This is a genomic window from Nonomuraea sp. NPDC059023 (assembly GCF_042740095.1).
Taxonomy (GTDB): Bacteria; Actinomycetota; Actinomycetes; order Streptosporangiales; family Streptosporangiaceae; genus Nonomuraea.
In genome coordinates this window covers 294,968-315,922 of the sequence record NZ_JBHYIO010000006.1, presented here as the reverse complement: position 1 = coordinate 315,922, position 20,955 = coordinate 294,968, and the positions used below count along the sequence as shown (strand labels likewise).

Below are 20,955 nucleotides of genomic sequence, written 5' to 3'. Positions count from 1 at the left end.
CCGCTGCAGGCGTCCCGTGACCGCTGCAGGCGTCCCGTGACCGCTCAGCGGGCGCGCGTGGCGAAGCGCCGCATGCCGTCCTTGGCGATCCCCGACTCCTCCACCTCCCGCGCCGCCTCCGTCTCCCGCGCGAAGGCGCGCTCGACGTCATCGAGCGCGGGCCGCAGCAATCTCAGATGTACGGCTGTCGCCGTCCCCGGCTCCGTCCAGCGCTCGACCAGGCCGGCGGCCGTCTCCACCAGCGACTCCGGCGGCACGATCTCGTCCAGCAGCCCCGCGGCCAGGGCTTGGTCCGCGTCCAGCCGGGCCGAGTCCAGCACCAGCCGCAGCGCCCTGCCGCCTACGACGCGGTGCAGGAGCAGGCTGGAGGCGTTGGAGATCGACAGGCCGATGCCGTTCTCGGGGAGGAAGTAGCCGGCCGAGGGTGAGCCGATGCGGGAGTCGAAGCACAGCGTCCACTCGGCGGCGCCGCCCACGGCCAGTCCGTTGACCGCGGCCACGACCGGCACCGACGTCTCCAGCACCGCCCTGGTCAGGTCGTGGAACGTCTCGACCTCCTCCAGCAGCGACTTGCCCGCCGCCTCGTGCAGGTCTTCGCCGGCGCAGAAGGCCCGGCCCTCGCCGGTCACCACGATGCCGCGGCCGTCGTGGCCGTGCTCGCGTACCGCCGCCGCCAGCCGTAGCCGCATGTCGGAGGTGAGCGCGTTGAGCTTGTCCGGCCGGCGCAGCGTGATCACCGTCACCTCGCCGCGCGTGCTGACGTCGATCATGTGGTCTCCCTCGGGGTCTCGATGGCGATGGCCCCGGCGCGCTGGTCGCGTTCGGGGTGGAGCAGGTGGCGCTTCTCGATGCGCTGGGAAGGCGTGTAGGAGAAGCCGGTCACGAACTCGACGAAGGCCGGGATCTTGAACCTGGCCAGCCGTTCGCGGGCGTGGGCGATGACCTCGGCGGCCGTCGCGTCGTCCGGGTCGTGGCCGGCGTTGAGGTGGATGAACGCCTTGGGCAGCTCGCCCCACAGGTCGTCGGGGACCGGGACCAGCGCGGCGGCCTTCACCGCCGGATGCTGGGCCAGGACGGTCTCGACCTCGGCGCAGGAGATGTTCTCGCCGCCCCGCCGTACCATGTCCTTCAGCCGTCCGGCGTGGTGGATGTAGCCGTGCTCGTCGCGGATGCCCAGGTCGCCGGTGTGGAACCAGCCGTCGCGGAAGACGTGGGCAGTGGCGTCGGGGTGGTTCCAGTAGCCGCGCATCATCGGCCGGCCGCGTACCACGATCTCGCCGGGCTGCCCGTCCTCGGCCAGGACCTTGACCTCCTTGCCCGGCGGCGCGTAGCCCATGGCGCCGGTGCCGACGGTACGGTCGTCGTCCGGGTGGACGAGCAGGTCGGAGCCGCTCTCGGTGGAGCCGTACAGCTCCCGCCAGGGCGCGTCCCAGCGCTCCTCCAGTGCGGCGTGCAGCCTGGCCGGGATGCCGGAGCACATCACCAGCCGCATCCGGTTGTCCCGGTCGAGCTCGTGCGGCGGCTGCTTGAACAGCAGCATCGGCATCGTGCCCAGCACGTACGTGACGGTGGCGCCGTGGCGGCGGGCGGCCGGCCAGAACCCGGAGGCGGAGAAGCGCGGCAGCACCACGAGCGGCACCCCGCCCACCAGGCACATCAGCGCCATCCACTGCGGATCCATGTACGAGAACGGCTGGGCCACCATGACCACGTCGTCCTCCCGGAAGCCGACCAGATCGGCCATGACCTCCGCGGTACGCGTCCAGTAGTCGTGGGGCAGCATGCACGCCTTCGGGAAGCCGGTGGTGCCCGAGGTGTAGGAGAAGGTGGCGAGGTCCCAAGGATCGATCGCCACGTCCGGCGCCTTGCCGGTGCGCTCCTCCAGCACCGGCACCCCGGCCTCGCGGATGAACGGGGCGTAGTCCGGCGAGGTCAGCGCCATCACGGCGCCGGAGTCGCGCAGCACGTGGGCCAGATCGGCCGAGCGGTAGCGGGCGTTGACCGGGACCGTGATCGCTCCGGCCTTCAGTACGGCCAGCCACCCGAGGGGCCAGTCGGGGACGTTGTCCAGCATGATGGCCACGCGGTCGCCGGGCCGTACGCCATGGTCGGCCAGGGCGCCCGCGAGCTGGTCGGTGCGCTCGTCGACCTCGGCGAACCCGAGCGTGCGGTCTTGAAAGATCAGGAACGGGCGGTCCTTATGGAGTCGTGCGGCCTGCCGGAGCAACGCGGGGATCGTCATGGGGCTCCCATGGGTATTCGGGCAGCAGGGTGAGATCAAGCCGCATGGTCACCTGGGCGGGCGAACGGACCGCGGCCAGCCCGATCGTCACGAACTCGGCGCATACCTGCTCCAGCGTGGACTCGCCGTCGGGGCGGTACCACTCGCTGGTGCCGGTGCACATGGACATCAGGGCCAGCCGGGTCAGCTTCTGGTCGGCGACGTGGAAGGCGCCCCGCTGGACGCCGTCGGCCAGCGCGGTCTTCCAGCGCTGCTCGTAGAGGTCGCGCAGGGCGATGATCTCGTCGCGGGCGCTGGAGCCGGCGGTGAGCGAGCGCAGTTCGCCGTCCATGACGCGGGTGGTCATCGGGTTGAGCGCGTGGATGGCGGTGAGCGAGGTGATGAGCGCGGCCAGGCGCTCGGCGGGGTCGCGCAGGCTCGCGAGCTGGCGGTCGGTGGCGTCGATGAGGCCGAGCTGGCTCAGGCGCATGAGGTCGGCGAGCAGGGCCTCCTTGCTGGCCACGTGGTGGTAGATGCCGGCGTTGGTCATGTCGACGGCCCGCGCGAGGTCTCTGATGCTCGTCGCCGCGTAGCCCTGGCCGGCGAAGAGCCGCATCGCGGCGGTTCTGATGCGTAGTCCTGTGTCCATGTCTCCTACCGAACGTTTGGTAGGAGCCTAGCCGACCGAACGATCGGTAACCAGTGCCGTTCTTGACCTCTTTGAAGTCATCTGCTTAGGTAAGGCTTACCTAAGCAAGGGAGCGGAAAATCGTGAAGCGCGGACTTGTGGCACTACTCGGAGTGGCGGTGATCGCGCTCGCGGGCTGCGGAAACGCGCAAGGCTCCGCGGCCGCCCCCGCCACCTCGGCCGCCGCGCCGGCCGCGCGCATCGTCCCGCTCACCGGCGACGTCGCCGAGATCGTCTTCAAGCTCGGCCTGGCCGACAAGGTCGTCGGCGTGGACCTGTCCGCGATGGGACTGCCGGAGGCCAAGGGCAAGGCGCAGATCGGCTACCAGCGGGCGCTGGCGGCCGAGGGCATCCTGTCGCTCAAGCCCACCGTGCTCGTCGGCACCGAGGACGCCGGCCCGCCGCCGGTGATCGAGCAGCTGAAGGGGGCCGGGCTGCGGATCGTCCTGGTGCCCACCGGCGCCGCCTCGGTCGACGAGGTGCCGGGCAAGATCGAGCAGGTGGCCGAGGCGGTGGGCGAGCCCGGCAAGGGCGCCGCGCTCGCCGCCACCACCAAGGCCGAGATCGACGCCGCCAAGGCGAGCGTGCGGGCCGGAGCCGAGAAGCCGCGCGTGGCCTTCCTCTACCTGCGCGGCCAGTCCAAGACCTACCAGCTCGGGGGCGCGGGGACGCGGGCCGACGCCATGATCCTCGCGGCGGGCGGCGAGGACGCCGGGACCGCGGCCGGGGTGAAGGGCTTCAAGCCGATCACCGCCGAGGCCATGGTGAAGGCGGCGCCCGACGTCATCCTTGTCATGAAGATGGGGCTGGACTCCATCGGTGGCGAGGCGGGCCTGCTCAAGCTGCCGGGCGTCGCGCAGACTCCGGCGGCAAGGAACGGGCGCGTGGTCGCCCTTGACGATCTGGAACTGCTCGGCATGGGCCCGCGTACCGGCCAGGCCCTCGCCAAGCTCGTCACCGCCTTCCAGCAGCGGTGACGACCTCGAACGCGGCCTCGCGGGCGTCCCACAGCTCCCGCGAAGCCGTAACCCCGGCGTCGCGGGACCATTCCCACGAAGCCGACCCTCCGGTCGAGCGGGACCATTCCCGCGAGGCCGACAGACCGGTCGAGCGGGACCATTCCCGTGAGACCGACACATCGGTTGAGCGGGACCATTCTCGCGAAACCGTTGCCGCACGCCGGGACGGGGCATCTGAGGCACCGCGGTTCGCCGCGTCCCGTCCCGGCCGGGCGGCGCTCAAGCTCGCGCTGATCCCCGCTCTCGCGGTGCTGCTCGCCACGCTGTGTGTCGCGTCGGCGGGGATCGGCGCGGTTCAGGTGCCCTTCGGTGAGGTACTGGCGGCACTGGCCAGGCCGGGGGAGCACGAGGTGCTGTGGCAGATCCGCTTCCCGCGCGTTGTGCTCGCGGTGCTCGTCGGCGCCGCCCTGGCCGTGGCGGGCGCGGGCATGCAGGGCGTCTTCGGCAACCCGCTCGCCGAACCGGGCGTCATCGGCGTCTCCTCCGGCGCGGCGGTCGGCGCGGTCGGCGCCATCGTCCTCGGCGTCAGCACGTTCGGAGACTGGTCGGTGGCCGTCTGCGCGTTCGCCACCGGCCTCCTCACCACCTTCATCGTGTACGGCATGGCCAGAACCCAAGGCCGCACCGAAGTCGTCACCCTCGTCCTGACCGGCATCGCGATCAACGCCATCGCCTGGGCCATCGTGGGCGTCTTCACCTTCCTGGCCGACGACCGGCAACTACGCTCCATCACCTTCTGGAACCTCGGCACCCTCGGCGGCGCCACCTGGCCGCTGGTGGGCGCCGTCACCCCGTTCGTCGTGGCCGGGCTCGCGCTGACCCCGTTGCTGTCGCGCCCCCTGGACCTGCTGGCGCTGGGCGAGCGCGGCGCCCGCCACCTGGGCGTCGAAACCGAGCGCGTACGGCTGGCCGTCATCTTCCTGGCCTCCCTGCTGACCGGCGCCTCGGTGGCCGCGGCCGGGGCCATCTCGTTCGTCGGCCTGGTCGTACCGCACCTGATCAGGCTGATCGCCGGTCCCGGTCACCGGGTCCTTCTGCCGGCCTCCGCGCTGGCCGGAGGCTGCGTACTGGTCCTGGCCGACCTGATCGCCAGGACCGCCGGGGCGCCGGCGGAGCTGCCGATCGGGGTGCTGACGGCTTTGCTGGGCGGGCCGTTCTTTCTGGTGCTGCTGCGCCGTACGCGCAGGAAGCAGGGCGGCTGGGCCTGAGGGCTCAGGTGAGGTCGAAGGATGCCACGATGCGCTTGCCGTCGGTCACCTGGATCTTGCCTTCGGCGATGAGGACCACCTCGCCGTCGCGATCCCCGTCGTAGTCACCGGAGGCCAGCGGAGTGCCGATCGCTCCGGGCAGAGGCCGCCCGGGGCTGAGGCCGCCGGGCCCGCCCCAGTGGACGTTCGGGGGCGAGAGGCCCTCCGGCGCGTCCGCGTAGCCTTTCCCCCTGCCGAAGACCAGGTCGTCGTGGCCGTCGCCGTTCAGGTCGGCCGCGGTCGCCTGGCCGTTGGCGCCCTTGAAACGGCCTTCGCGCCCGTTGCCGTAGTAGACGGTCAGCGTGCGGTCCACCTCGGGCGGCTCGGTCTCCTCGCCCGGCTCGTTGTTGCGCGAGCCGTCGTCACCGGCCGCCAGGTCTCTGGTCCCGTCGCCGTCGAAGTCCCCGAAGGCCGCCGCCATGCCGGGGGTGAGCTCGCGCGCCCGCTCGGCGGGCCCGCCCAGGCGTCCGGCGAGCAGCCAGCCCGACTGCTGCTCTCCGTCGTCGCCCTCGAAGGTCACCAGACCGCCCGGCCACGCGCCGATCCGGTCGGCCGTCATGCGCCAGAACTCCTCGCCGGTCGGAGAGGAACGGACGACCCGCCGGGCCGGTGTCCCCTCGCGGTCGAACGGACCGTAGAGCAGGGCCAGTTCGGGCCGGGACCCGCCCAGCATCGCCATCGCCATCGCCACGTCGGCCGCGCCGTCGCCGTCGAAGTCGCCGGTGACCGCGCGGTGCGTGTCGCCGCCGTCGGCCGCCTTCGCGATCGGGGTGGGGACGGCGCCGGCGGCGATGCCGGACTTGCCGCCCCAGAACACGGCGGGCGCCTGTGGCTCGTCCAGTCCGCCCGCCGCGCCGAAGGCGAGCACGTCGCCGAAGCCGTCGCCGTCGAGGTCGGCGTGGAGGCCGCCGTCGATGATCCACGGGACGAACCGGCTGAGCACCGTGCGTCGCGCCGGGTCGAGGCCGCGGCGGGAGCCGTACAGGATGACCAGGCGCTCGCGGTCGGCGATCCGGACCTGGAGGGCCAGGTCGGAGAAGCCGTCGCCGTCGACGTCGTCGGGCCGCGCGGACGTCTGCCGCACGCGCGCGGAGGGCGGCGCCGGCGACGGTGCGGCGCTCGTCGGGGCGGGGACGGAGGGCGGTGCGGCGCTCGTCGGAGCGGGGGCGGCGGGCTGCGCGGCCCCGCACCCCGTGAGCAGCAGGACCACGAGGAGCAGGGAGGTTCGGGGCATGCGGGCATCGTAGTGTTGACCCTGACACCGTGTGAGGGGCTACTTCTGGGGGCGTCATGTTCAGCATCGGAGACTTCGCCAGGCTGGGGCTGGTGTCGGTGCGCATGTTGCGCCACTACGACGCGATCGGGCTGCTCAGGCCCGCGCACGTGGACCCGGCCACCGGCTACCGCTCCTACCAGGCCGCCCAGTTGTCCAGGCTCAACCGGATCGTCGCGATCAAGGACCTCGGATTCACGCTCGAGCAGGTGGGCGCGATCCTCGACGACAAGGTGAGCACCGAGGAACTGCACGGCATGGTACGGCTGCGCCGCGCCCAGCTGGAGGCGCAGATCAGCGCCGACCTGGCCAGATTGCGCGGGGTGGAGGCGAGACTCCGCACGATAGAGAGGGAAGGGCACATGCGCACCGACGAGGTCGTGCTCAAGAAGGTCGCCCCCATGCGGATCGCCGAGCTCAGCGGCCGGGCGGCCAGCTACGACAGCGAGGACATCGGCCCGGTCATCCAGCCGCTCTACGCCGAGCTGATGAAGCGGCTCTGCGAGGCGGACGTCAAGATCACCGGACCGGGTTGCGCCTACTACCTCCCGGAGGACGACGGCAGCGTGATGGTCCACGCCGCCGTCGAGGTGGCGGTCTCCGAGGGCGCCGACGTCGGCTTCCTGAACCTGCCCGGCATCGAGACCGCCGCCACGATCATCCACACCGGCTCGATGGATCACGTCGGCACGACCATGCAGGCTCTCGCCCACTGGATCGAGGACAACGGCTACCGCGCCCTGGGCCTGTCGCGCGAGGTCTCCCTCCACTGCCCGGAAAACCGCGACGAATGGGTCACCGAGCTGCAGATCGAGGTGACTCGCTGACGTGGTCGAGCTGGAGCGCCACCGCAAGGAACTGGCCGGGTACTGCTACCGCATGCTCGGCTCCGGCTTCGAGGCGGAGGACGCCGTCCAGGAGACCCTGACCAGGGCGTGGAAGACGTTCGACCCCGAGCGCGGCGCGCTGCGCCCCTGGCTGTACGGCATCGCCACCAACGTCTGCGTCGACATGCTCCGCAGCGCCCAGCGCCGGGCCCGCGCCATGGACCTGGGCCCGGCCGCCGAGCCCGGCGCGGAACTGGGCGTGCCGATCCCCTACGAACGCTGGGTCTACCCGATGCCCGACCAGCTCATGGACCCGGCCGAGCTGGCGGTCTCCCGCGAGTCGGTACGGCTGGCCTTCGTGGCCGCGCTCCAGCACCTCCCGCCCAGGCAACGGGCGGTCCTGATCCTGCGCGACGTGCTGGCCTGGTCGGCCGCCGAGGTGGCGAACCTGCTGGAGACCAGCGTGGCCGCGGTCAACAGCGCGCTCCAGCGCGCCAGAGCGGCGCTGCCCGCCACCGCCGAGCCGCGCCTGGAGGTGGACGAGGACCTGCTGGCCCGCTACGTGGACGCGTTCGAACGGTTCGACGTGGACACGCTGGTCGCCCTCACCCACGAGGACGCCGTCGAGTCGATGCCGCCGTTCGCCTGGTGGCTGGCGGGCCGCGCGGCCATGCGCGAGGTGCTGGTCGCCTCCGGCGGGGACGGCTGCCGGGGCAGCAGGCTGGTACGGGCGGGGGCGACCACGTTCGGCCAGTACCTGAACGGGGAGGCGTTCGCGATCGTGATCCTGGAGACGTCGGGCGGCCTGATCAGGGGTACGACCACCTATCTCGACCCGAGTCTGTTCCCGTTGTACGACCTGCCGATGAGTTTCGGGGGTCCCGACCGTAAGTAAGAGCATGGACATCATCGAATTTCCCGAGCGGCACTACATGGCCGTCCGCAAGACCATCACCCTGAACACGTTCGGGCTGGTCGGCGACCGCATCCCGGAGATCTACGGCTGGCTGGCCGCGAAGGGCGTGGCCATGGAGGGCGCGCCGTTCTTCCGCTTCCACGTCATCGACATGGAGGGCGAACTGGACGTCGAGGCGGGCGTGCCGGTGGCCGGGCCGGTCGAGGGAGAGGGCGACATCGTCGCCGCCGCCCTCCCCGCCGGCCGCTACGCAAGCGTCCGCCAGGTCGGCCACCCCGACCAGCTCTTCCCGGTCATCGAGAAGCTGCGCAACACCCCCGGCCTCGACTTCGACATGACCGAGGAGGCCGACGGCGAGCACTGGGGTTCGCGCCTGGAGATCTACCACACCAACCCGGCCGAACAGCCCGACATGAACAAGTGGGAGATCGAGCTGCAGTTCAGGCTCAGAGACCCAGCGTGACCTTGAGGTCGGCGGCCAGGGCGGCCAGCCCCGCGGCTGCCTTGGTCCTGGCCGCCGCCACCTCATCCTCGACCGCTACCACCACTTCGAGGTAGCACTTGAGCTTGGGCTCCGTGCCGGAGGGGCGCACCACCACCCGCGCCCCGCCGGCCAGCCGATAGCGCAGCCCGTCGGTCGGCGGCAGCCCGCCCTCGCCCTTGGCCAGGTCGTCGATGCCCTCGACCACGCGCCCGCCGAGCTCCTTCGCCGGCTCGGCGCGCAGCCGGGCCATCGCGCCGGAGATCAGCGAAACGTCCTCCACGCGCACCGACAGCTGCGAGGTGGCGTGCAGCCCGTAGCGCCTGGCCTGGTCGTCCAGAAGGTCCTGGAGCGTACGGCCGGCCCGCTTGGCCTCCGCCGCGATCGCGGCCACGGTCAGCGCCGCCCCGATCCCGTCCTTGTCGTGCACGGGCAGCCCGGCGTCCGAGCCGACGCTGTAGCCCAGCGCCTCCTCGTAGCCGTAGACCAGGCCCTCTCCGGCCCGCATGATCCACTTGAAGCCGGTCAGCGTCTCGGTGTAGCGCACCCCGTGCGCCGCGGCGATCTTGCCGAGCAGGGTGGAGGACACGATCGTGGTCGCCACCAGCCGGTCGCCGGTGGTGTTGGCGATCACGTACTCGCCGAGCAGCGCGCCCACCTCGTCGCCGGTCAGCATCCGCCACGAGCCGTCGCCCACCGGCAGGCCCACCGCGCACCGGTCGGCGTCGGGGTCGTTGGCCAGCACGAGGTCCGCGCCGATCTTGCCGGCCAGCGCCAGTGCCAGGTCCATCGCCCCCGGCTCCTCCGGGTTGGGGAAGGCGACGGTCGGGAAGGCCGGGTCGGGGTTGCGCTGCTCCTCGACCGCCATCGGGCTGGCGAACCCCGCCGCCAGGAACGCGCCGGTCAGCGTGCCCGCGCCCACGCCGTGCAGCGGCGTGTAGGCGACCTTCAGCGTGCGCGCCGTGCCAAGCGGCAGCGCGGTCACCGCCTCGATGTAGTCGTCGAGCAGATCCTCGCCCAGCTCGGTGAAGGTGCCGGGGGCCGCGTCGAGCCCCCTCTCCTCGTACGGCGCGCCCAGCGGCAGCCCGTCCACCCGGCCCACCGCGTCGATCGCCGCGGAGATCTGCCCGTCGACGGGCGGCACGATCTGGGAGCCGTCGTTCCAGTAGACCTTGTAGCCGTTGTCCCTGGGCGGATTGTGGCTGGCCGTCACCGTGACCCCGGCGTCGGCGCCCAGGTGGCGTACGGCGAAGGCCAGCACCGGCGTCGGCAGCGGCCGGGGCAGCAGCGAGGCGTGGATGCCCGCGCCGGTCAGCACCGCCGCGGTGTCGCGGGCGAACACGTCGGACTTGTAGCGGGCGTCGTAGCCGATGACCACGTGCTTGCCGGGGCCCAGCACCGCGGCCAGGCCGGCGGCCGCGCGCATGACCGTGACCCGGTTCATGCGGTTGGGGCCCGCGCCCAGCTCGCCGCGCAGGCCGGCCGTACCGAACTCGAGCTTGGCGCCGAAGCGGGCCGTCAGCGTGCCGAGGTCGGCGCGCTCGATGAGGTCGGAGAGCTCGGCTCGGGTGTCGGGGTCGGGATCCTGGGCCAGCCACACGCGGGCCTGCTTCAGCAGGTCGCTCATACCCGGTCGACCACCTTGGCCAGCAGGCCGCCCATGCGCGCGGCGGTGGCCTTGCCGACCTGGAGCACCTCTTCGTGGTTGAGCGGCTCGCCGGCCAGGCCCGCCCCGGGATTGGTGACGAGGGAGACGCCGAGCACCTCGAGACCCGCCTCGCGGGCGGTGATCGCCTCCAGGACGGTGGACATGCCGATCAGGTCGCCGCCCAGCGTGCGCAGCATGCGGATCTCGGCCGGCGTCTCGTAGGTCGGGCCGCGGAAGGCGACGTAGACGCCCTCGGCGATGGCCGGGTCGATCTCGCGGACCAGCGCGCGCAGCCGCTTGCTGTAGACCTCGGTCAGGTCGAGGAAGGTCGTGCCGGTCAGCGGGTTGGCGCCGGTCATGTTGATGTGGTCGCTGATCAGGACCGGGTCGCCGACGTTCTGCGTCTCGGGGCGCAGGCCGCCCGCGGCGTTGGTGAGCACGACCGCCCTCACCCCGGCCGCGGCGACCGTGCGGATGCCGTGGACCACCTTGTCGACCGGGCGGCCCTCGTACAGGTGCGTGCGCCCGAGCAGGACCAGCGCGTGGCGTCCCGCGCCGGTGCGGACGACCCGGATCTTGCCGCCGTGCCCGGCCACCGCGGGTGGCGCGAAACCGGGCAGGTCGGTGAAGGCCACCTCGGTGACGGTCTGTCCGAGCGCGTCGGCGGCGGGAACCCAGCCGGAGCCCATCACGAGGGCCACGTCGAAGGTGTCGACGCCCGCCGCGCCCTTCAGCGCGGCGGCGGCGTCCTGTGCCAGGGTGTAGGCGTCGTTGCTCACCTCAGTAGTTTAGGAGCAGCCTGTCGAGCACCCTCACACCGAACTGCAGGGCCTCGACCGGCACCCGCTCGTCCACGCCGTGGAACATCGCGGCGAAGTCCATGTCCTTCGGCAGCCGCAGCGGCACGAACCCGAAGCCCCGGATGTTCAGGTCGGCGAAGAAGGTCTTGTTGTCCGTCCCGCCCGACATGCAGTACGGCACCGCCCGCGCCGTCGGGTCCTCGGCCTTGAGCGCCGCGATCATCGACTCCACCAGCGCCCCGTCGAACGTGGTCTCCAGCGCGATGTCGTGGTGCACGAACTCGCGGCGTACCTTCTCCCCGATCAGCGAGTCGATGGTCTTGAAGAAGTCCTCCTCGTGGCCGGGCAGGAAGCGCCCGTCGACCACGGCGGTGGCCTGGCCGGGGATCACGTTCGACTTGTAGCCGGCGCCGAGCTGGGTCGGGTTGGAGGTGTGGCTCAGCGTCGCGCCGACGAAGCGGACCAGCGGCCCGATCTTGTCCAGCACGTTCTGCGGGTTCGCCGGGTCGAACGGGATCTGGAAGGCGTCGGCCACCTCGGTGAGGAACGTCCGCACGGTCGGTGTCAGCGTGATCGGCCACTCGTGGGCGCCGATCCTGGCGACAGCCTTGGCCACCTCGGTGACGGCGTTGTCGGAGTTGAGCATGGAGCCGTGCCCGGCGGTGCCGTCGGCGATCAGCTTCATCCAGGCCAGGCCCTTCTGGGCCGTCTCGATGAGGTAGAGCCGCAGCGACGGGTCCACCTCCAGCGAGTAGCCGCCGACCTCGCTGATCGACTCGGTGACGCCCTCGAACAGCTCGGGGTGGTGGGCGGTCAGGTGCTTGGCGCCGTAGACGCCGCCGGCCTCCTCGTCGGCCACCCACGCGAAGACGATGTCACGCTTGGGCTTCTTGCCCTCGCGCTTCATCTGCCGCAGTACGGCCAGCATCATGGCGTCCATGTCCTTCATGTCCACCGCGCCACGGCCCCAGATGTAGCCGTCGCGCACCTCGCCGGCGAACGGGTCGACCGACCAGTCGGCGGCGTTGGCCGGCACGACGTCCAGGTGCCCGTGGACCAGCAGCGCGGGCAGGCTGGAGTCGCTGCCCTCCACGCGGGTGACGACGTTGCCGCGGCCCGGCTCGCTCTCGATGTAGGTGGACTCGATGCCGGCCTCGTCCAGCCTGGCCATGACCACTTCGGCGGCGGCCCGCTCGCCGGGACCGCTGCCGTCACCGTAGTTGCTGCTGTCGACGCGGATGAGCTCCACGCACAGGTCGGCTACTTCCTTCTCGGCGGGCGTCATGTTCTCTCCAATGTGAGCAGACCGGACTTGCGGAGGTGCCCGCGCTTGTGGGCGCGGGTGATCAGCGTGACGTTGACGTCGGTGACGTCGTCGATCGGGCCGACGACGTTCGTGAGAAAACGGTAAAGGTCGGCCTCGTGCGCGGCGACCACTTGAACGATGACCGAGTGGGTGCCCGAGGTGGCGGCGCAGTAGCGCACGTCCGGGTGCGCGGCCAGCGTCTGGCCGACCTGGTCGAGCCCATGCGGGCGGACCTTCAGCCAGATCTGCGCCTCGACCTCCAGGCCGAGCAGCGCCGGCTCGATCTCGGCGCGCATGAGCAGGAGCCTGCGGTCGAGCAGGGAGGCGGCCCGCCGGCGCGCGGTCGGCAGGGAGACGTCCAGCCGCTCGGCGATCGCGGTGAACGCGGCCCGGCCGTCGGCGACCAGCAGCTCGGCGATCTCCTTCTCCAGCGGCGAGAGCCCGTCCTGGTCGGGCAGCGGCCCCGCGCTGTAGACGGGGCGCAGCTCGGCGACCTCCTCGGGGGTGAGGAACGGCGCGTGCCACTCGGCCACGGTCGTGAACGTGTGCAGGACGACCTGCGTACGCGTCTGCAGGACGCCGCTGATCTCGGTGACCTCGGCGGAGACGATGTCGTGCAGCATCTCCCTGCTCGGGGCGACCAGCTCGCAGCCGAGATCCGCCTCGCCGGTGAGGGAGTAGACCGAGCGGGTGTCGGGGCGCTCGCTCAGCGCCGCCGCCACCTTGGCGGAGGCGCCGGGCCGTACCTGGACGTGCAGGTGGACCGGACGGCCGTGGCCGGTGCGCAGGTCGTCGTAGATCGCGGTGACGCGGACCATGCCCTCGTTGATGACGCGCTGGAGCCGGCGCGCGACCGTGCGCTCGTGCTCACCGACCACCCGGCCGATCTCACCCCAGGACGCGCGCGGGCTGACCTGCAAGGCTGCGATCAGGCGCCGGTCGAGAACGTCCATTGAGAACCGTTTCTGTGTCGGGTTTGTAAATAAATCTCTGGATGTTTGACTATTTCGGTCGTCCACTTGCACAGTAGGGCACCACCTGACCTGTAAGCAAAGGAGCCCCTGGTGGCAACCTCATCCGTCGCTGAGTCGCCGCTCGGCATTCCCCGCAGCCGGGTCCGTCAGCTCGTGGCCGCCAGCATCGGCAACGTGGTGGAGTGGTACGACTGGTACGCCTACGCGGCCTTGATTTCCTACTTTTCCGTCCAGGTCTTCCCCAAGTCCGCCGGCGACTCCCTCGTGCCCTTGCTGGCCACCTGGGGCGTCTTCGCCGTCGGGTTCTTCATGCGGCCCCTCGGCGGTCTGCTCGTCGGCTCGTTCGCCGACCGGTTCGGCCGCAAGGCCGCGATGACCTTCACCATCGTGCTGATGGGCGTCGGCTCGCTGATCCTGGCCATCACCCCCACCTATGAGGCCGCGGGCATCCTCGCTCCGATGATCTTCACACTGGGCCGCCTCATCCAGGGCCTGTCGGTCGGCGGTGAGTTCGCCGCCGCCACCACCTTCCTCGTGGAGTCGGCGGGACCCGGCCGCCGCGGCCTGTTCTCGAGCTTCCAGTACGTCAGCACGACCATCGGCCAGCTCCTCGCCCTGGGCTTGGCCACCGCGCTGGGGGCCATGCTGGCCAGCGCCGACATGAACAGCTGGGGCTGGCGCATCCCCTTCGCCATCGGCGCCGTCCTCAGCCTCGTCGGCCTGTGGATCCGCAGGGGTGCGGACGAGACCTCGCAAGTCGCCGAGGAGATCCAGCAGGGCAAGGTCAAGCGCCCGCGCCTCTTCGACTTCCTGCGCGACTACCCCAAGCAGGCAGCGCTCATCGTCGGCATCACCATCGCCGGCACCGTGGCCTACTACACGTGGACCACCTTCCTCCCCACCTTCGCGCAGATCACCGTCGAGTTCTCCAAGACCGAGGCGCAGCTCGTCAGCACGATCTCGCTCATCTTCTTCATGCTGTTGCAGCCGCTGCTCGGCATGTTGTCGGACCGCGTCGGCCGCAAGCCCCTGCTGATCACCTTCGGCGTCGGCTTCACCCTGCTGCCGGTGCCGCTCCTGAGCATGCTGGACAACTCTTTCACCAGCCTGCTGTTCATCCAATGCCTTGGCATGATCTTCCTTGGGGGCTTCACCTCGATCTCGGCCGCGGTGAACTCCGAGCTGTTCCCCACCCGGGTGCGGGCCGCGGGCGCGGGCTTCCCGTACTCGCTCACGGTCGCCCTCTTCGGCGGTACGGCCCCGCTCATCGGGACCGCCTTCATCGACGCCAAGATCCCCGGGGCCTTCCCCTGGTACATGTCGGCGCTGGCCCTGGTCTCGACGCTCGTCTACATCTTCGCCCTGAAGGAGACCAAGGACCAGCCGCTGCGCTGACCATCCCGGTGACACACCCGGGCGTGTCCACGCGCGCCCGGGCGTGTCGCGCCGGGTCAGAGGGACGTGCAGGGACGGCCGCGCAGTTCCTTCACGTAGTCGTCCGGCGCGCCCGCCTTCTCGGCGGCGTCGGCCAGGAAGCCGAGGTAGCGGGCCGGCGGAAGGCCGCCCTCATAGGCGTCGAGGACGTAGAACCAGGCGACCAGCTCGCCCTCAAGCGTCTGCACCCGCAGCCGCACCTTGTGGTAGACGCCGCGCGCCGCGCCCTCCCACTGGTCGAGCGAATCCTCGTCGAACTCGGGCACGTCGTAGAGCACCACGAAGACGTGCTCGTCGGGATCCTCGACGATCGTCGCCAGCGCCTCCGGGCCGCCGAACGTCAGGCGCCAGCCCTGCAGCCAGCCCGCGCTCCGGACTGGAGAATGCGGCGCCCGCAAGGCCATCTGCCCAGGGTCCAGGTTGCTGCCGTATGCGGCGTAGACAGGCACAGCAGCTAAGACTAGCGCCCCGGCCCCCGCCCCGTTCGCCTGCTGCTCAGGACATACGGAAGAATGGGACACGTGACTAGGATCGTGATCATCGGTGGCGGACCAGGCGGCTACGAGGCGGCGCTGGTAGCCGCGCAACTTGGCGCGGAGGTCACGATGGTCGAGCAGGACGGTCCAGGCGGCGCCTGCGTGCTCACCGACTGCGTGCCGTCCAAGACGCTCATCGCCACCTCGGTCCGCAAGCAGGCGCTCATGGACGCGCCGTCGCTGGGCGTCTCCTTCTCCGGGGGGCTCGACGGCGACGCCGGTGTCGCGCAGGTCGACCTGCCGCTGGTCAACAAGCGGGTGAAGGAGCTGGCCCAGGCCCAGTCGATGGACATCGAGACCAGGGTGGCCGCCGAGGGCGTCGAGATCATCAAGGCGCACGGGCGCCTCGTGGATCCGCAGGTCGTCAAGGCGGGCGAGCGCACGATCAGGGCGGACGTGGTCCTCGTGGCCACCGGCGCGACCCCGCGCATCCTGCCCGGCGCCGAGCCCGACGGCGAGCGCATCCTCACCTGGCGCCAGCTTTACGACCTCGACGCGCTGCCCGAGCACCTGATCGTGGTCGGCTCCGGCGTCACCGGCGCCGAGTTCGCCGGCGCCTACCGCTCCCTGGGCTGCGAGGTCACGCTCGTGTCCAGCCGCGACCGCATGATGCCCAACGAGGACGCCGACGGCGCCGAGGTGCTGGAGGAGGTCTACCGCAGGCGCGGCATGAACGTCATGGGCCGCTCCAGGGCCGCCTCGGTGACGCGTACGGCCGACGGCGTCCAGGTCACGCTGGAGGACGGCCGCGTGGCCGAGGGCTCCCACGCGCTGATGACGGTCGGCATGGTCCCCAACACCACCGGCATCGGCCTGGCCGAGGCAGGGGTCCAGCTCGACCACAACGGCTTCATCAAGGTCGACAAGGTCTCCCGCACCTCCGCTCCGGGCGTCTACGCCGCGGGCGACTGCACCGGCGTGCTCATGCTGGCCTCGGTGGCCGCGATGCAGGGCCGGATCGCCGTCTGGCACGCGCTGGGCGAGGCCGTCCAGCCGCTCCGCCTGGCCACGGTGGCCTCCAACATCTTCACCGACCCGGAGATCGCCGCGGTCGGCGTGGCACAGCGCTCGATCGAAGCGGGCGAGATCGAGGCCAACGTCGTCAAGCTCCCCCTGGCCACCAACGCCAGAGCCAAGATGTCCGGCTTCAACGACGGCTTCGTCAAGCTGTTCTGCCGCCCCCACACCGGAATAGTGCTGGGCGGCGTGGTGGTGGCCCCACGGGCCTCCGAACTGATCCTGGCGGTCTCGGTAGCGGTCCAGCAGCGCCTGACGGTGGACCAACTGGCCCACACCTTCGCCGTCTACCCATCCCTGTCCGGCAGCATCACCGAAGCGGCCCGCCGCCTCATGCAACCCGAAGCGGCAATCGGCATCTAGGGCACAGGCCCCCGGCCAAGGTGGGCCGTTGCGGCGGCGCATTCGTCCGACGTGAGAAGCGACCCCCACGATCGGCGCCCGCGCGGGTCGGCGGGTGGCGTGGGGCCGGCTTGCCGTAACGGCTGAAAGGCCCGAACGGAAAGAAAGAACAGCGGGCGCGCCCTCCGAAGAGGACGCGCCCGCAGATGAATCAGAAGACGATCTACCAGTCGCCGCCGCCGAAATCGCCGCCGCCGAAGTCGCCCCAGCCGCCGCCGCTGTCGCCGCCGCCGAAGTCGCTTCCGCCGCCACCGAAGTCACCGCCGGCGCCCGCGTCGGAGTAGCCGGCGCCGTAGCCGCCCATTCCCCAGCCGCCCATCATGCTGCCCATCATCGTGCCGATGAACATGCCGGTCATGATGTCGCCGAAGCCGCCGTAGTAGCCGTAGGCGTACGGCTGGTAGGCCGGGCCCGCGTCGTAGTACGGGCGGCGCTGGCCGTCGACCATGACCTCGCGCATCTGCGGGTCGAAGCCGCGCTCGACCGCCTCGGCGTCCTGCGCGCAGGCCGGCACTTCGCGCACGGCGCCGTTGGGCGGGGCCCAGCTGACGTCGCGGACGGACGGGCCGTGCTGCGGGTTGAAGAAGCAGGGCGCGCGGCGCTCGGGCACCGGCTGGTTGTTGACCTTGGCCTTGACGACGGCCAGCGAGTAGCGGCCGTCCTCCAGCGTCTGGGTGACCTCGCGGATCTGGTCGGACCGCTCGATCGTGGCCAGCTGGGTCTTGGCCTTCTCGTAGGAGTCGAGCGCGTGCTGCCACTCGTCGATGTGCTGGCCGCCCTCACCCGCGAGGGTGACGTCGGTGTCGAGCGAGGTGATCTCCTCACCGAACTTGGTGACGTCCTCGTCGACGGTCGTCTTGACCATCGCGAGTTCCTTGGCCTGCTTCTCGGCGAGCTTCTTCTTCTTGTTCTTGGAGTAGAGGAAGTAGCCGCCGCCACCCACCAGGGCGATGGCGCCGAGACCGATCAGCGCGCCGGTGCCGCTGCCGCCACTGCTGGGCGAGCCGGACGACAGCGCGGACTTGCTCTTGCCCTCGGCCAGCAGGTTGATCCGGTTGACGAACTCGTTCATGCCTGCGGCGATGTCGGAGTTGTTGCGCGTCGACAGGTTCGCGATCTGACCGGTCCTGCCGCTGCCGAAGTTCGAGCCGGCGAACAGGGTCTTGCCGTCGAGGACGGCGACGGTCACGCGGGCGTTGTTCTTCGCCGCGGCCGTCGCGTTGCCCAGGGTGGTCAGGTAGGTCTTCACGTCGGTGACCGAGCCATCGGGCAGCGCCGCGACGTAGATGTCGCTCTTGGAGTCCTTCAAGGCGGACCGGATCTCCGACTGCTGGTCGGACGTCAACGCGGAGCCGTTCTCCACGTAGAGCGGATCCTTCTTGTCCTTCCAATGGGACAGGACGGTCTGGGCGTCAGGCGGCGCCGCGGCGTGTGCAGCGGGGGACAGCGCGAATACAGCGAGTAGACCGGCGATCAGAGCCGCGGTCGCGGCCCCCGCTCGGCGCAGCGAGTGGGTCATGGGCAGCTAGCCTCCTTCGCCCTTCAGGACGAACGGGCGGTCGGGAAAGTTCCTCATCTCGCACGTTACCCGTCCGGAGGGCATCGGATGGTGGTTGGGCGGGCTTGGAGTCCTCAGGCGTCCTTGATCTCGCAGATGGTCGCGCCCGACGTGACCGTCTGCCCGACGGCCGCGGCCAGGCCGGTGATGACGCCCGCCTTGTGCGCGGTGAGCGGCTGCTCCATCTTCATGGCCTCCAGCACGACCACCGTGTCGCCCTCCGCCACCGTGTCGCCGTCACCGGCCACGACCTTGACGATCGTGCCCTGCATCGGGCTGACGAGCGCGTCGCCGCCGGCCGCCGCCTTCTTGGCGCCGCCCGCGCCGCGCTTGGGGGCCTTGGTGTTCGCCGAGGGCGTACTGCCGGCAGCACCGAGACCGGCGGGCAGGACCACCTCCAGGCGCTTGCCTCCCACCTCGACGGTCACCGTCTCCCGGGCGGGGGTTTCACCGTCGGCGATCTCCCCCGAATAGGGCGGGATCGTGTTGTCGAACTCGGTCTCGATCCACCGGGTGTGGACGGCGAACGGCTCGGCGGTGAAGGCCGGATCCTCGACCACGGCCCGGTGGAAGGGCAGCACGGTCGGCATGCCGTCGATCTCGAACTCCGCCAGCGCCCGGCGCGAGCGCTCCAGCGCCTCGGTACGGCCGCGCCCCGTCACGATCAGCTTGGCCAGCAGCGAGTCGAACGTCTGGGGCACCGTCATCCCCGCCTCGTACCCGGAGTCGAGCCGCACACCGGGCCCAGACGGCGCCCGCAGGACGGTCAGCGTCCCGGGAGCGGGCAGGAAGTCGCGCCCGGCGTCCTCGGCGTTGATGCGGAACTCGAAGGAGTGCCCGCGCAGCGCCGGGTCGTCGTAGCCCAGTTCCTCGCCGTCGGCCACGCGGAACATCTCGCGCACCAGGTCGATGCCGGAGACCTCCTCGGTGACCGGGTGTTCGACCTGGAGGCGGGTGTTGACCTCCAGGAAGGAGATCGTGCCGTCCTGGCCGACGAGGAACTCGCAGGTGCCCGCGCCGACGTAGCCGGCTTCGCGCAGGATGGCCTTGGAGCTGGTGTAGAGGGTCTCGACCTGCTCGGGGGACAGGAACGGGGCGGGCGCCTCCTCCACGAGCTTCTGGTGGCGGCGCTGGAGCGAGCAGTCGCGGGTGCTGACCACGACCACGTTGCCGTGGGCGTCGGCCAGGCACTGGGTCTCGACGTGGCGCGGGCGGTCGAGGTAGCGCTCGACGAAGCACTCGCCCCGCCCGAACGCGGCCACGGCCTCGCGCACCGCCGACTCGTAGAGGTCGGGGACCTCCTCCAGGGTGCGGGCCACCTTGATGCCGCGACCGCCGCCGCCGTACGCGGCCTTGATGGCGATCGGCAGGCCGTGCTGTCCGGCGAACGCCACGACCTCCTCGACCCCGGAGACCGGGTCCTTGGTGCCGGCGACCAGCGGCGCGCCCACCTTGGCGGCGATGTGCCTGGCCCGCACCTTGTCGCCCAGTGCCGCGATGGCGGCGGGCGGCGGGCCGATCCAGGTCAGCCCGGCGTCGATGACGGCCTGGGCGAAGGCGGTGTTCTCGGACAGGAAGCCGTAGCCGGGGTGGACGGCGTCGGCTCCGGACTCGGCGGCGATCCGCAGCAGCTTGGCGATGTCGAGGTAGGTCTCGGCCGGCGACCGGCCGCCGAGCGCGTAGGCCTCGTCGGCGGTCTTGACGTGAAGGGCGTCGAGGTCCTGCTCGGCGTAGACGGCGACGCTGGCGATGCCCGCGTCCTTGCACGCGCGGGCCACCCGTACGGCGATCTCGCCCCGGTTGGCGATGAGAACCTTGTGCACCGGTGTCTTTTCCTTCCTCGACAAGCTGGAACGGAGTTTATCTACCGAGGTAAGCCCCTCCGTTGACGTGGACCACCTGCCCCGTCAGATGTCTCGCACCGGGCGAGGCCAGAAAGAGTACGGTCTCGGCCACGTCGGCCGGTGTGGCGGGTCGCCCGTTGCGCGTGTTGTTGACCCTGGCCCTGATGCCGTCCTCGGTCAGGCGGCCCCGGAAGAACTCGGTGTCGACGACCAGACCGGGGGAGACGACGTTGGCGGTGACGCCGCGTGGGCCGAGTTCGGCGGCCAGGTCGGCGGTCCACGACTCGACGGCCGCCTTCGCCGCGCCGTACGAGCCGGAGCCGGTGCCGCGGGCGGCGATGGAGCCGATCGAGATGATCCGCCCGCCCTTGGCGAAGCGCGGCAGCAGCGCGGTCGTGACCAGGACGGCGGACAGCAGATTGGCGTTGAGGTTGGCCCACCAGGCCGCGGCCACGTCCTGGAGTTTGCCGGACGGCTGACGGTCGAGGTTGGTGTTGCCGCCCGCGTTGTTGACGAGCACGTCCACGTGCCCGGGAAGGCGTGGTGCGGCGTCCCTGACCGCCTCGGGCGCGGCGGCGTCGAAGGCCACGTGCGCGGCGCCGAGCCGCTGGGCCGCTTCCTTCAGTACGTGCTCGCGGCGTCCGGTGATCGTGACGCGGTCACCGAGCGCGATGAACGCGGCGGCGATCGCGTACCCGATGCCGGTGCCGCCGCCGGTGACGACAACCTCGCGCATGGGGACGAAGCTCCTCCTGGTCAGAACA

19 protein-coding genes are annotated in these 20,955 nt (G+C 71.1%); 7 read left to right on the top strand and 12 right to left on the bottom strand.

Annotated elements, in window-relative coordinates:
• Positions 1 to 44: 44 nt before the first annotated feature.
• The 3 genes from ACFWYW_RS13475 to ACFWYW_RS13465 are packed head-to-tail and all read right to left on the bottom strand — an operon-like array spanning position 45 to position 2,870.
• On the bottom strand, positions 45 to 770 hold the full coding sequence (locus tag ACFWYW_RS13475) for an enoyl-CoA hydratase/isomerase family protein (protein ID WP_379610019.1): 726 nt from the start codon (positions 768 to 770) through the stop codon (positions 45 to 47).
• Entirely contained in the window at positions 767 to 2,242 is a 1,476-nt protein-coding gene (locus ACFWYW_RS13470) for a class I adenylate-forming enzyme family protein (protein WP_379610018.1), read from the bottom strand. Before ACFWYW_RS13470 ends, ACFWYW_RS13475 begins: the two co-directional genes overlap by 4 nt.
• Positions 2,199 to 2,870, bottom strand: a complete 672-nt coding sequence (locus tag ACFWYW_RS13465; RefSeq protein ID WP_379610017.1) for a TetR/AcrR family transcriptional regulator — start codon at positions 2,868 to 2,870, stop codon at positions 2,199 to 2,201. The genes ACFWYW_RS13470 and ACFWYW_RS13465 overlap by 44 nt, the downstream gene beginning before the upstream one ends.
• A 122-nt stretch (positions 2,871 to 2,992) precedes the next feature.
• Here ACFWYW_RS13465 and ACFWYW_RS13460 point away from each other — a divergent pair, with 122 nt between their 5' ends.
• Positions 2,993 to 3,886, top strand: coding sequence for a hemin ABC transporter substrate-binding protein (locus tag ACFWYW_RS13460; protein ID WP_379610016.1), 894 nt, complete (start codon positions 2,993 to 2,995; stop codon positions 3,884 to 3,886).
• Between the two features lie 290 nt (positions 3,887 to 4,176).
• Positions 4,177 to 5,136 (top strand): FecCD family ABC transporter permease, encoded by a 960-nt coding sequence (locus tag ACFWYW_RS13455; protein WP_379610015.1) that lies wholly within the window; start codon positions 4,177 to 4,179, stop codon positions 5,134 to 5,136.
• Positions 5,137 to 5,140: 4 nt separating this feature from the next.
• Here the strand turns inward: ACFWYW_RS13455 and ACFWYW_RS13450 are convergent, their stop codons facing one another.
• Entirely contained in the window at positions 5,141 to 6,409 is a 1,269-nt protein-coding gene (locus tag ACFWYW_RS13450) for an FG-GAP repeat domain-containing protein (protein WP_379610014.1), read from the bottom strand.
• 56 nt (positions 6,410 to 6,465) lie between these two features.
• Here ACFWYW_RS13450 and ACFWYW_RS13445 point away from each other — a divergent pair, with 56 nt between their 5' ends.
• The 3 genes from ACFWYW_RS13445 to ACFWYW_RS13435 are packed head-to-tail and all read left to right on the top strand — an operon-like array spanning position 6,466 to position 8,654.
• Entirely contained in the window at positions 6,466 to 7,275 is an 810-nt protein-coding gene (locus ACFWYW_RS13445; RefSeq protein ID WP_379610013.1) for a MerR family transcriptional regulator, read from the top strand.
• Between the two features lies 1 nt (position 7,276).
• The gene (locus tag ACFWYW_RS13440; protein WP_379610012.1) at positions 7,277 to 8,170 is read left to right on the top strand and encodes an RNA polymerase subunit sigma-70; all 894 of its coding nucleotides are present in this window, start codon (positions 7,277 to 7,279) and stop codon (positions 8,168 to 8,170) included.
• Positions 8,171 to 8,174: 4 nt separating this feature from the next.
• On the top strand, positions 8,175 to 8,654 hold the full coding sequence (locus ACFWYW_RS13435; RefSeq protein ID WP_379610011.1) for a GyrI-like domain-containing protein: 480 nt from the start codon (positions 8,175 to 8,177) through the stop codon (positions 8,652 to 8,654).
• Here the strand turns inward: ACFWYW_RS13435 and ACFWYW_RS13430 are convergent.
• The 4 genes from ACFWYW_RS13430 to ACFWYW_RS13415 are packed head-to-tail and all read right to left on the bottom strand — an operon-like array spanning position 8,638 to position 13,379.
• Complete coding sequence (locus tag ACFWYW_RS13430) at positions 8,638 to 10,299, bottom strand: phospho-sugar mutase (RefSeq protein ID WP_379610010.1); 1,662 nt, start codon at positions 10,297 to 10,299, stop codon at positions 8,638 to 8,640. The genes ACFWYW_RS13435 and ACFWYW_RS13430 overlap by 17 nt on opposite strands.
• Positions 10,296 to 11,099, bottom strand: coding sequence for a purine-nucleoside phosphorylase (locus ACFWYW_RS13425; RefSeq protein WP_379610009.1), 804 nt, complete (start codon positions 11,097 to 11,099; stop codon positions 10,296 to 10,298). The genes ACFWYW_RS13430 and ACFWYW_RS13425 overlap by 4 nt, the downstream gene beginning before the upstream one ends.
• Before the next feature lies 1 nt (position 11,100).
• Positions 11,101 to 12,405: a M20/M25/M40 family metallo-hydrolase gene (locus ACFWYW_RS13420; RefSeq protein WP_379610008.1), complete on the bottom strand. Its 1,305-nt coding sequence runs from the start codon at positions 12,403 to 12,405 to the stop codon at positions 11,101 to 11,103.
• Positions 12,402 to 13,379, bottom strand: coding sequence for an Lrp/AsnC family transcriptional regulator (locus ACFWYW_RS13415; protein ID WP_379610007.1), 978 nt, complete (start codon positions 13,377 to 13,379; stop codon positions 12,402 to 12,404). Before ACFWYW_RS13415 ends, ACFWYW_RS13420 begins: the two co-directional genes overlap by 4 nt.
• A 111-nt stretch (positions 13,380 to 13,490) precedes the next feature.
• On the opposite strand from ACFWYW_RS13415, the gene ACFWYW_RS13410 reads away from it, so the two are divergent.
• Positions 13,491 to 14,795 (top strand): MFS transporter, encoded by a 1,305-nt coding sequence (locus ACFWYW_RS13410; RefSeq protein WP_379610006.1) that lies wholly within the window; start codon positions 13,491 to 13,493, stop codon positions 14,793 to 14,795.
• Positions 14,796 to 14,851: 56 nt separating this feature from the next.
• On the opposite strand, the gene ACFWYW_RS13405 is transcribed toward ACFWYW_RS13410, so the two are convergent.
• Positions 14,852 to 15,283, bottom strand: a complete 432-nt coding sequence (locus tag ACFWYW_RS13405; RefSeq protein WP_184957863.1) for a gamma-glutamylcyclotransferase — start codon at positions 15,281 to 15,283, stop codon at positions 14,852 to 14,854.
• Positions 15,284 to 15,355: 72 nt separating this feature from the next.
• Between ACFWYW_RS13405 and ACFWYW_RS13400 the strand changes: the two genes are divergently transcribed.
• Positions 15,356 to 16,750 (top strand): NAD(P)H-quinone dehydrogenase, encoded by a 1,395-nt coding sequence (locus ACFWYW_RS13400; protein ID WP_379610005.1) that lies wholly within the window; start codon positions 15,356 to 15,358, stop codon positions 16,748 to 16,750.
• Positions 16,751 to 16,952: 202 nt separating this feature from the next.
• Here the strand turns inward: ACFWYW_RS13400 and ACFWYW_RS13395 are convergent, their stop codons facing one another.
• The 3 genes from ACFWYW_RS13395 to ACFWYW_RS13385 all read right to left on the bottom strand — a co-directional run bounded on the left by ACFWYW_RS13395 (position 16,953) and on the right by ACFWYW_RS13385 (position 20,927).
• On the bottom strand, positions 16,953 to 18,308 hold the full coding sequence (locus ACFWYW_RS13395) for an LPXTG cell wall anchor domain-containing protein (protein ID WP_379610004.1): 1,356 nt from the start codon (positions 18,306 to 18,308) through the stop codon (positions 16,953 to 16,955).
• 113 nt (positions 18,309 to 18,421) lie between these two features.
• Positions 18,422 to 20,170: an acetyl/propionyl/methylcrotonyl-CoA carboxylase subunit alpha gene (locus tag ACFWYW_RS13390; RefSeq protein ID WP_379610003.1), complete on the bottom strand. Its 1,749-nt coding sequence runs from the start codon at positions 20,168 to 20,170 to the stop codon at positions 18,422 to 18,424.
• 37 nt (positions 20,171 to 20,207) lie between these two features.
• A complete protein-coding gene (locus ACFWYW_RS13385; protein ID WP_379610002.1) occupies positions 20,208 to 20,927 on the bottom strand; it encodes an SDR family NAD(P)-dependent oxidoreductase in 720 nt (239 codons plus the stop codon).
• Positions 20,928 to 20,955 lie beyond the last annotated feature (28 nt).

Bases quoted from the DNA above. Each gene is read 5' to 3' on its own strand.
- ACFWYW_RS13475 (WP_379610019.1), bottom strand. From the start codon at position 770: ATGATCGACGTCAGCACGCGCGGCGAGGTGACGGTGATCACGCTGCGC.
- ACFWYW_RS13470 (WP_379610018.1), bottom strand. From the start codon at position 2,242: ATGACGATCCCCGCGTTGCTCCGGCAGGCCGCACGACTCCATAAGGAC.
- ACFWYW_RS13465 (WP_379610017.1), bottom strand. From the start codon at position 2,870: ATGGACACAGGACTACGCATCAGAACCGCCGCGATGCGGCTCTTCGCC.
- ACFWYW_RS13450 (WP_379610014.1), bottom strand. From the start codon at position 6,409: ATGCCCCGAACCTCCCTGCTCCTCGTGGTCCTGCTGCTCACGGGGTGC.
- ACFWYW_RS13445 (WP_379610013.1), top strand. From the start codon at position 6,466: ATGTTCAGCATCGGAGACTTCGCCAGGCTGGGGCTGGTGTCGGTGCGC.
- ACFWYW_RS13435 (WP_379610011.1), top strand. From the start codon at position 8,175: ATGGACATCATCGAATTTCCCGAGCGGCACTACATGGCCGTCCGCAAG.
- ACFWYW_RS13430 (WP_379610010.1), bottom strand. From the start codon at position 10,299: ATGAGCGACCTGCTGAAGCAGGCCCGCGTGTGGCTGGCCCAGGATCCC.
- ACFWYW_RS13420 (WP_379610008.1), bottom strand. From the start codon at position 12,405: ATGACGCCCGCCGAGAAGGAAGTAGCCGACCTGTGCGTGGAGCTCATC.
- ACFWYW_RS13415 (WP_379610007.1), bottom strand. From the start codon at position 13,379: ATGGACGTTCTCGACCGGCGCCTGATCGCAGCCTTGCAGGTCAGCCCG.
- ACFWYW_RS13395 (WP_379610004.1), bottom strand. From the start codon at position 18,308: ATGACCCACTCGCTGCGCCGAGCGGGGGCCGCGACCGCGGCTCTGATC.
- ACFWYW_RS13385 (WP_379610002.1), bottom strand. From the start codon at position 20,927: ATGCGCGAGGTTGTCGTCACCGGCGGCGGCACCGGCATCGGGTACGCG.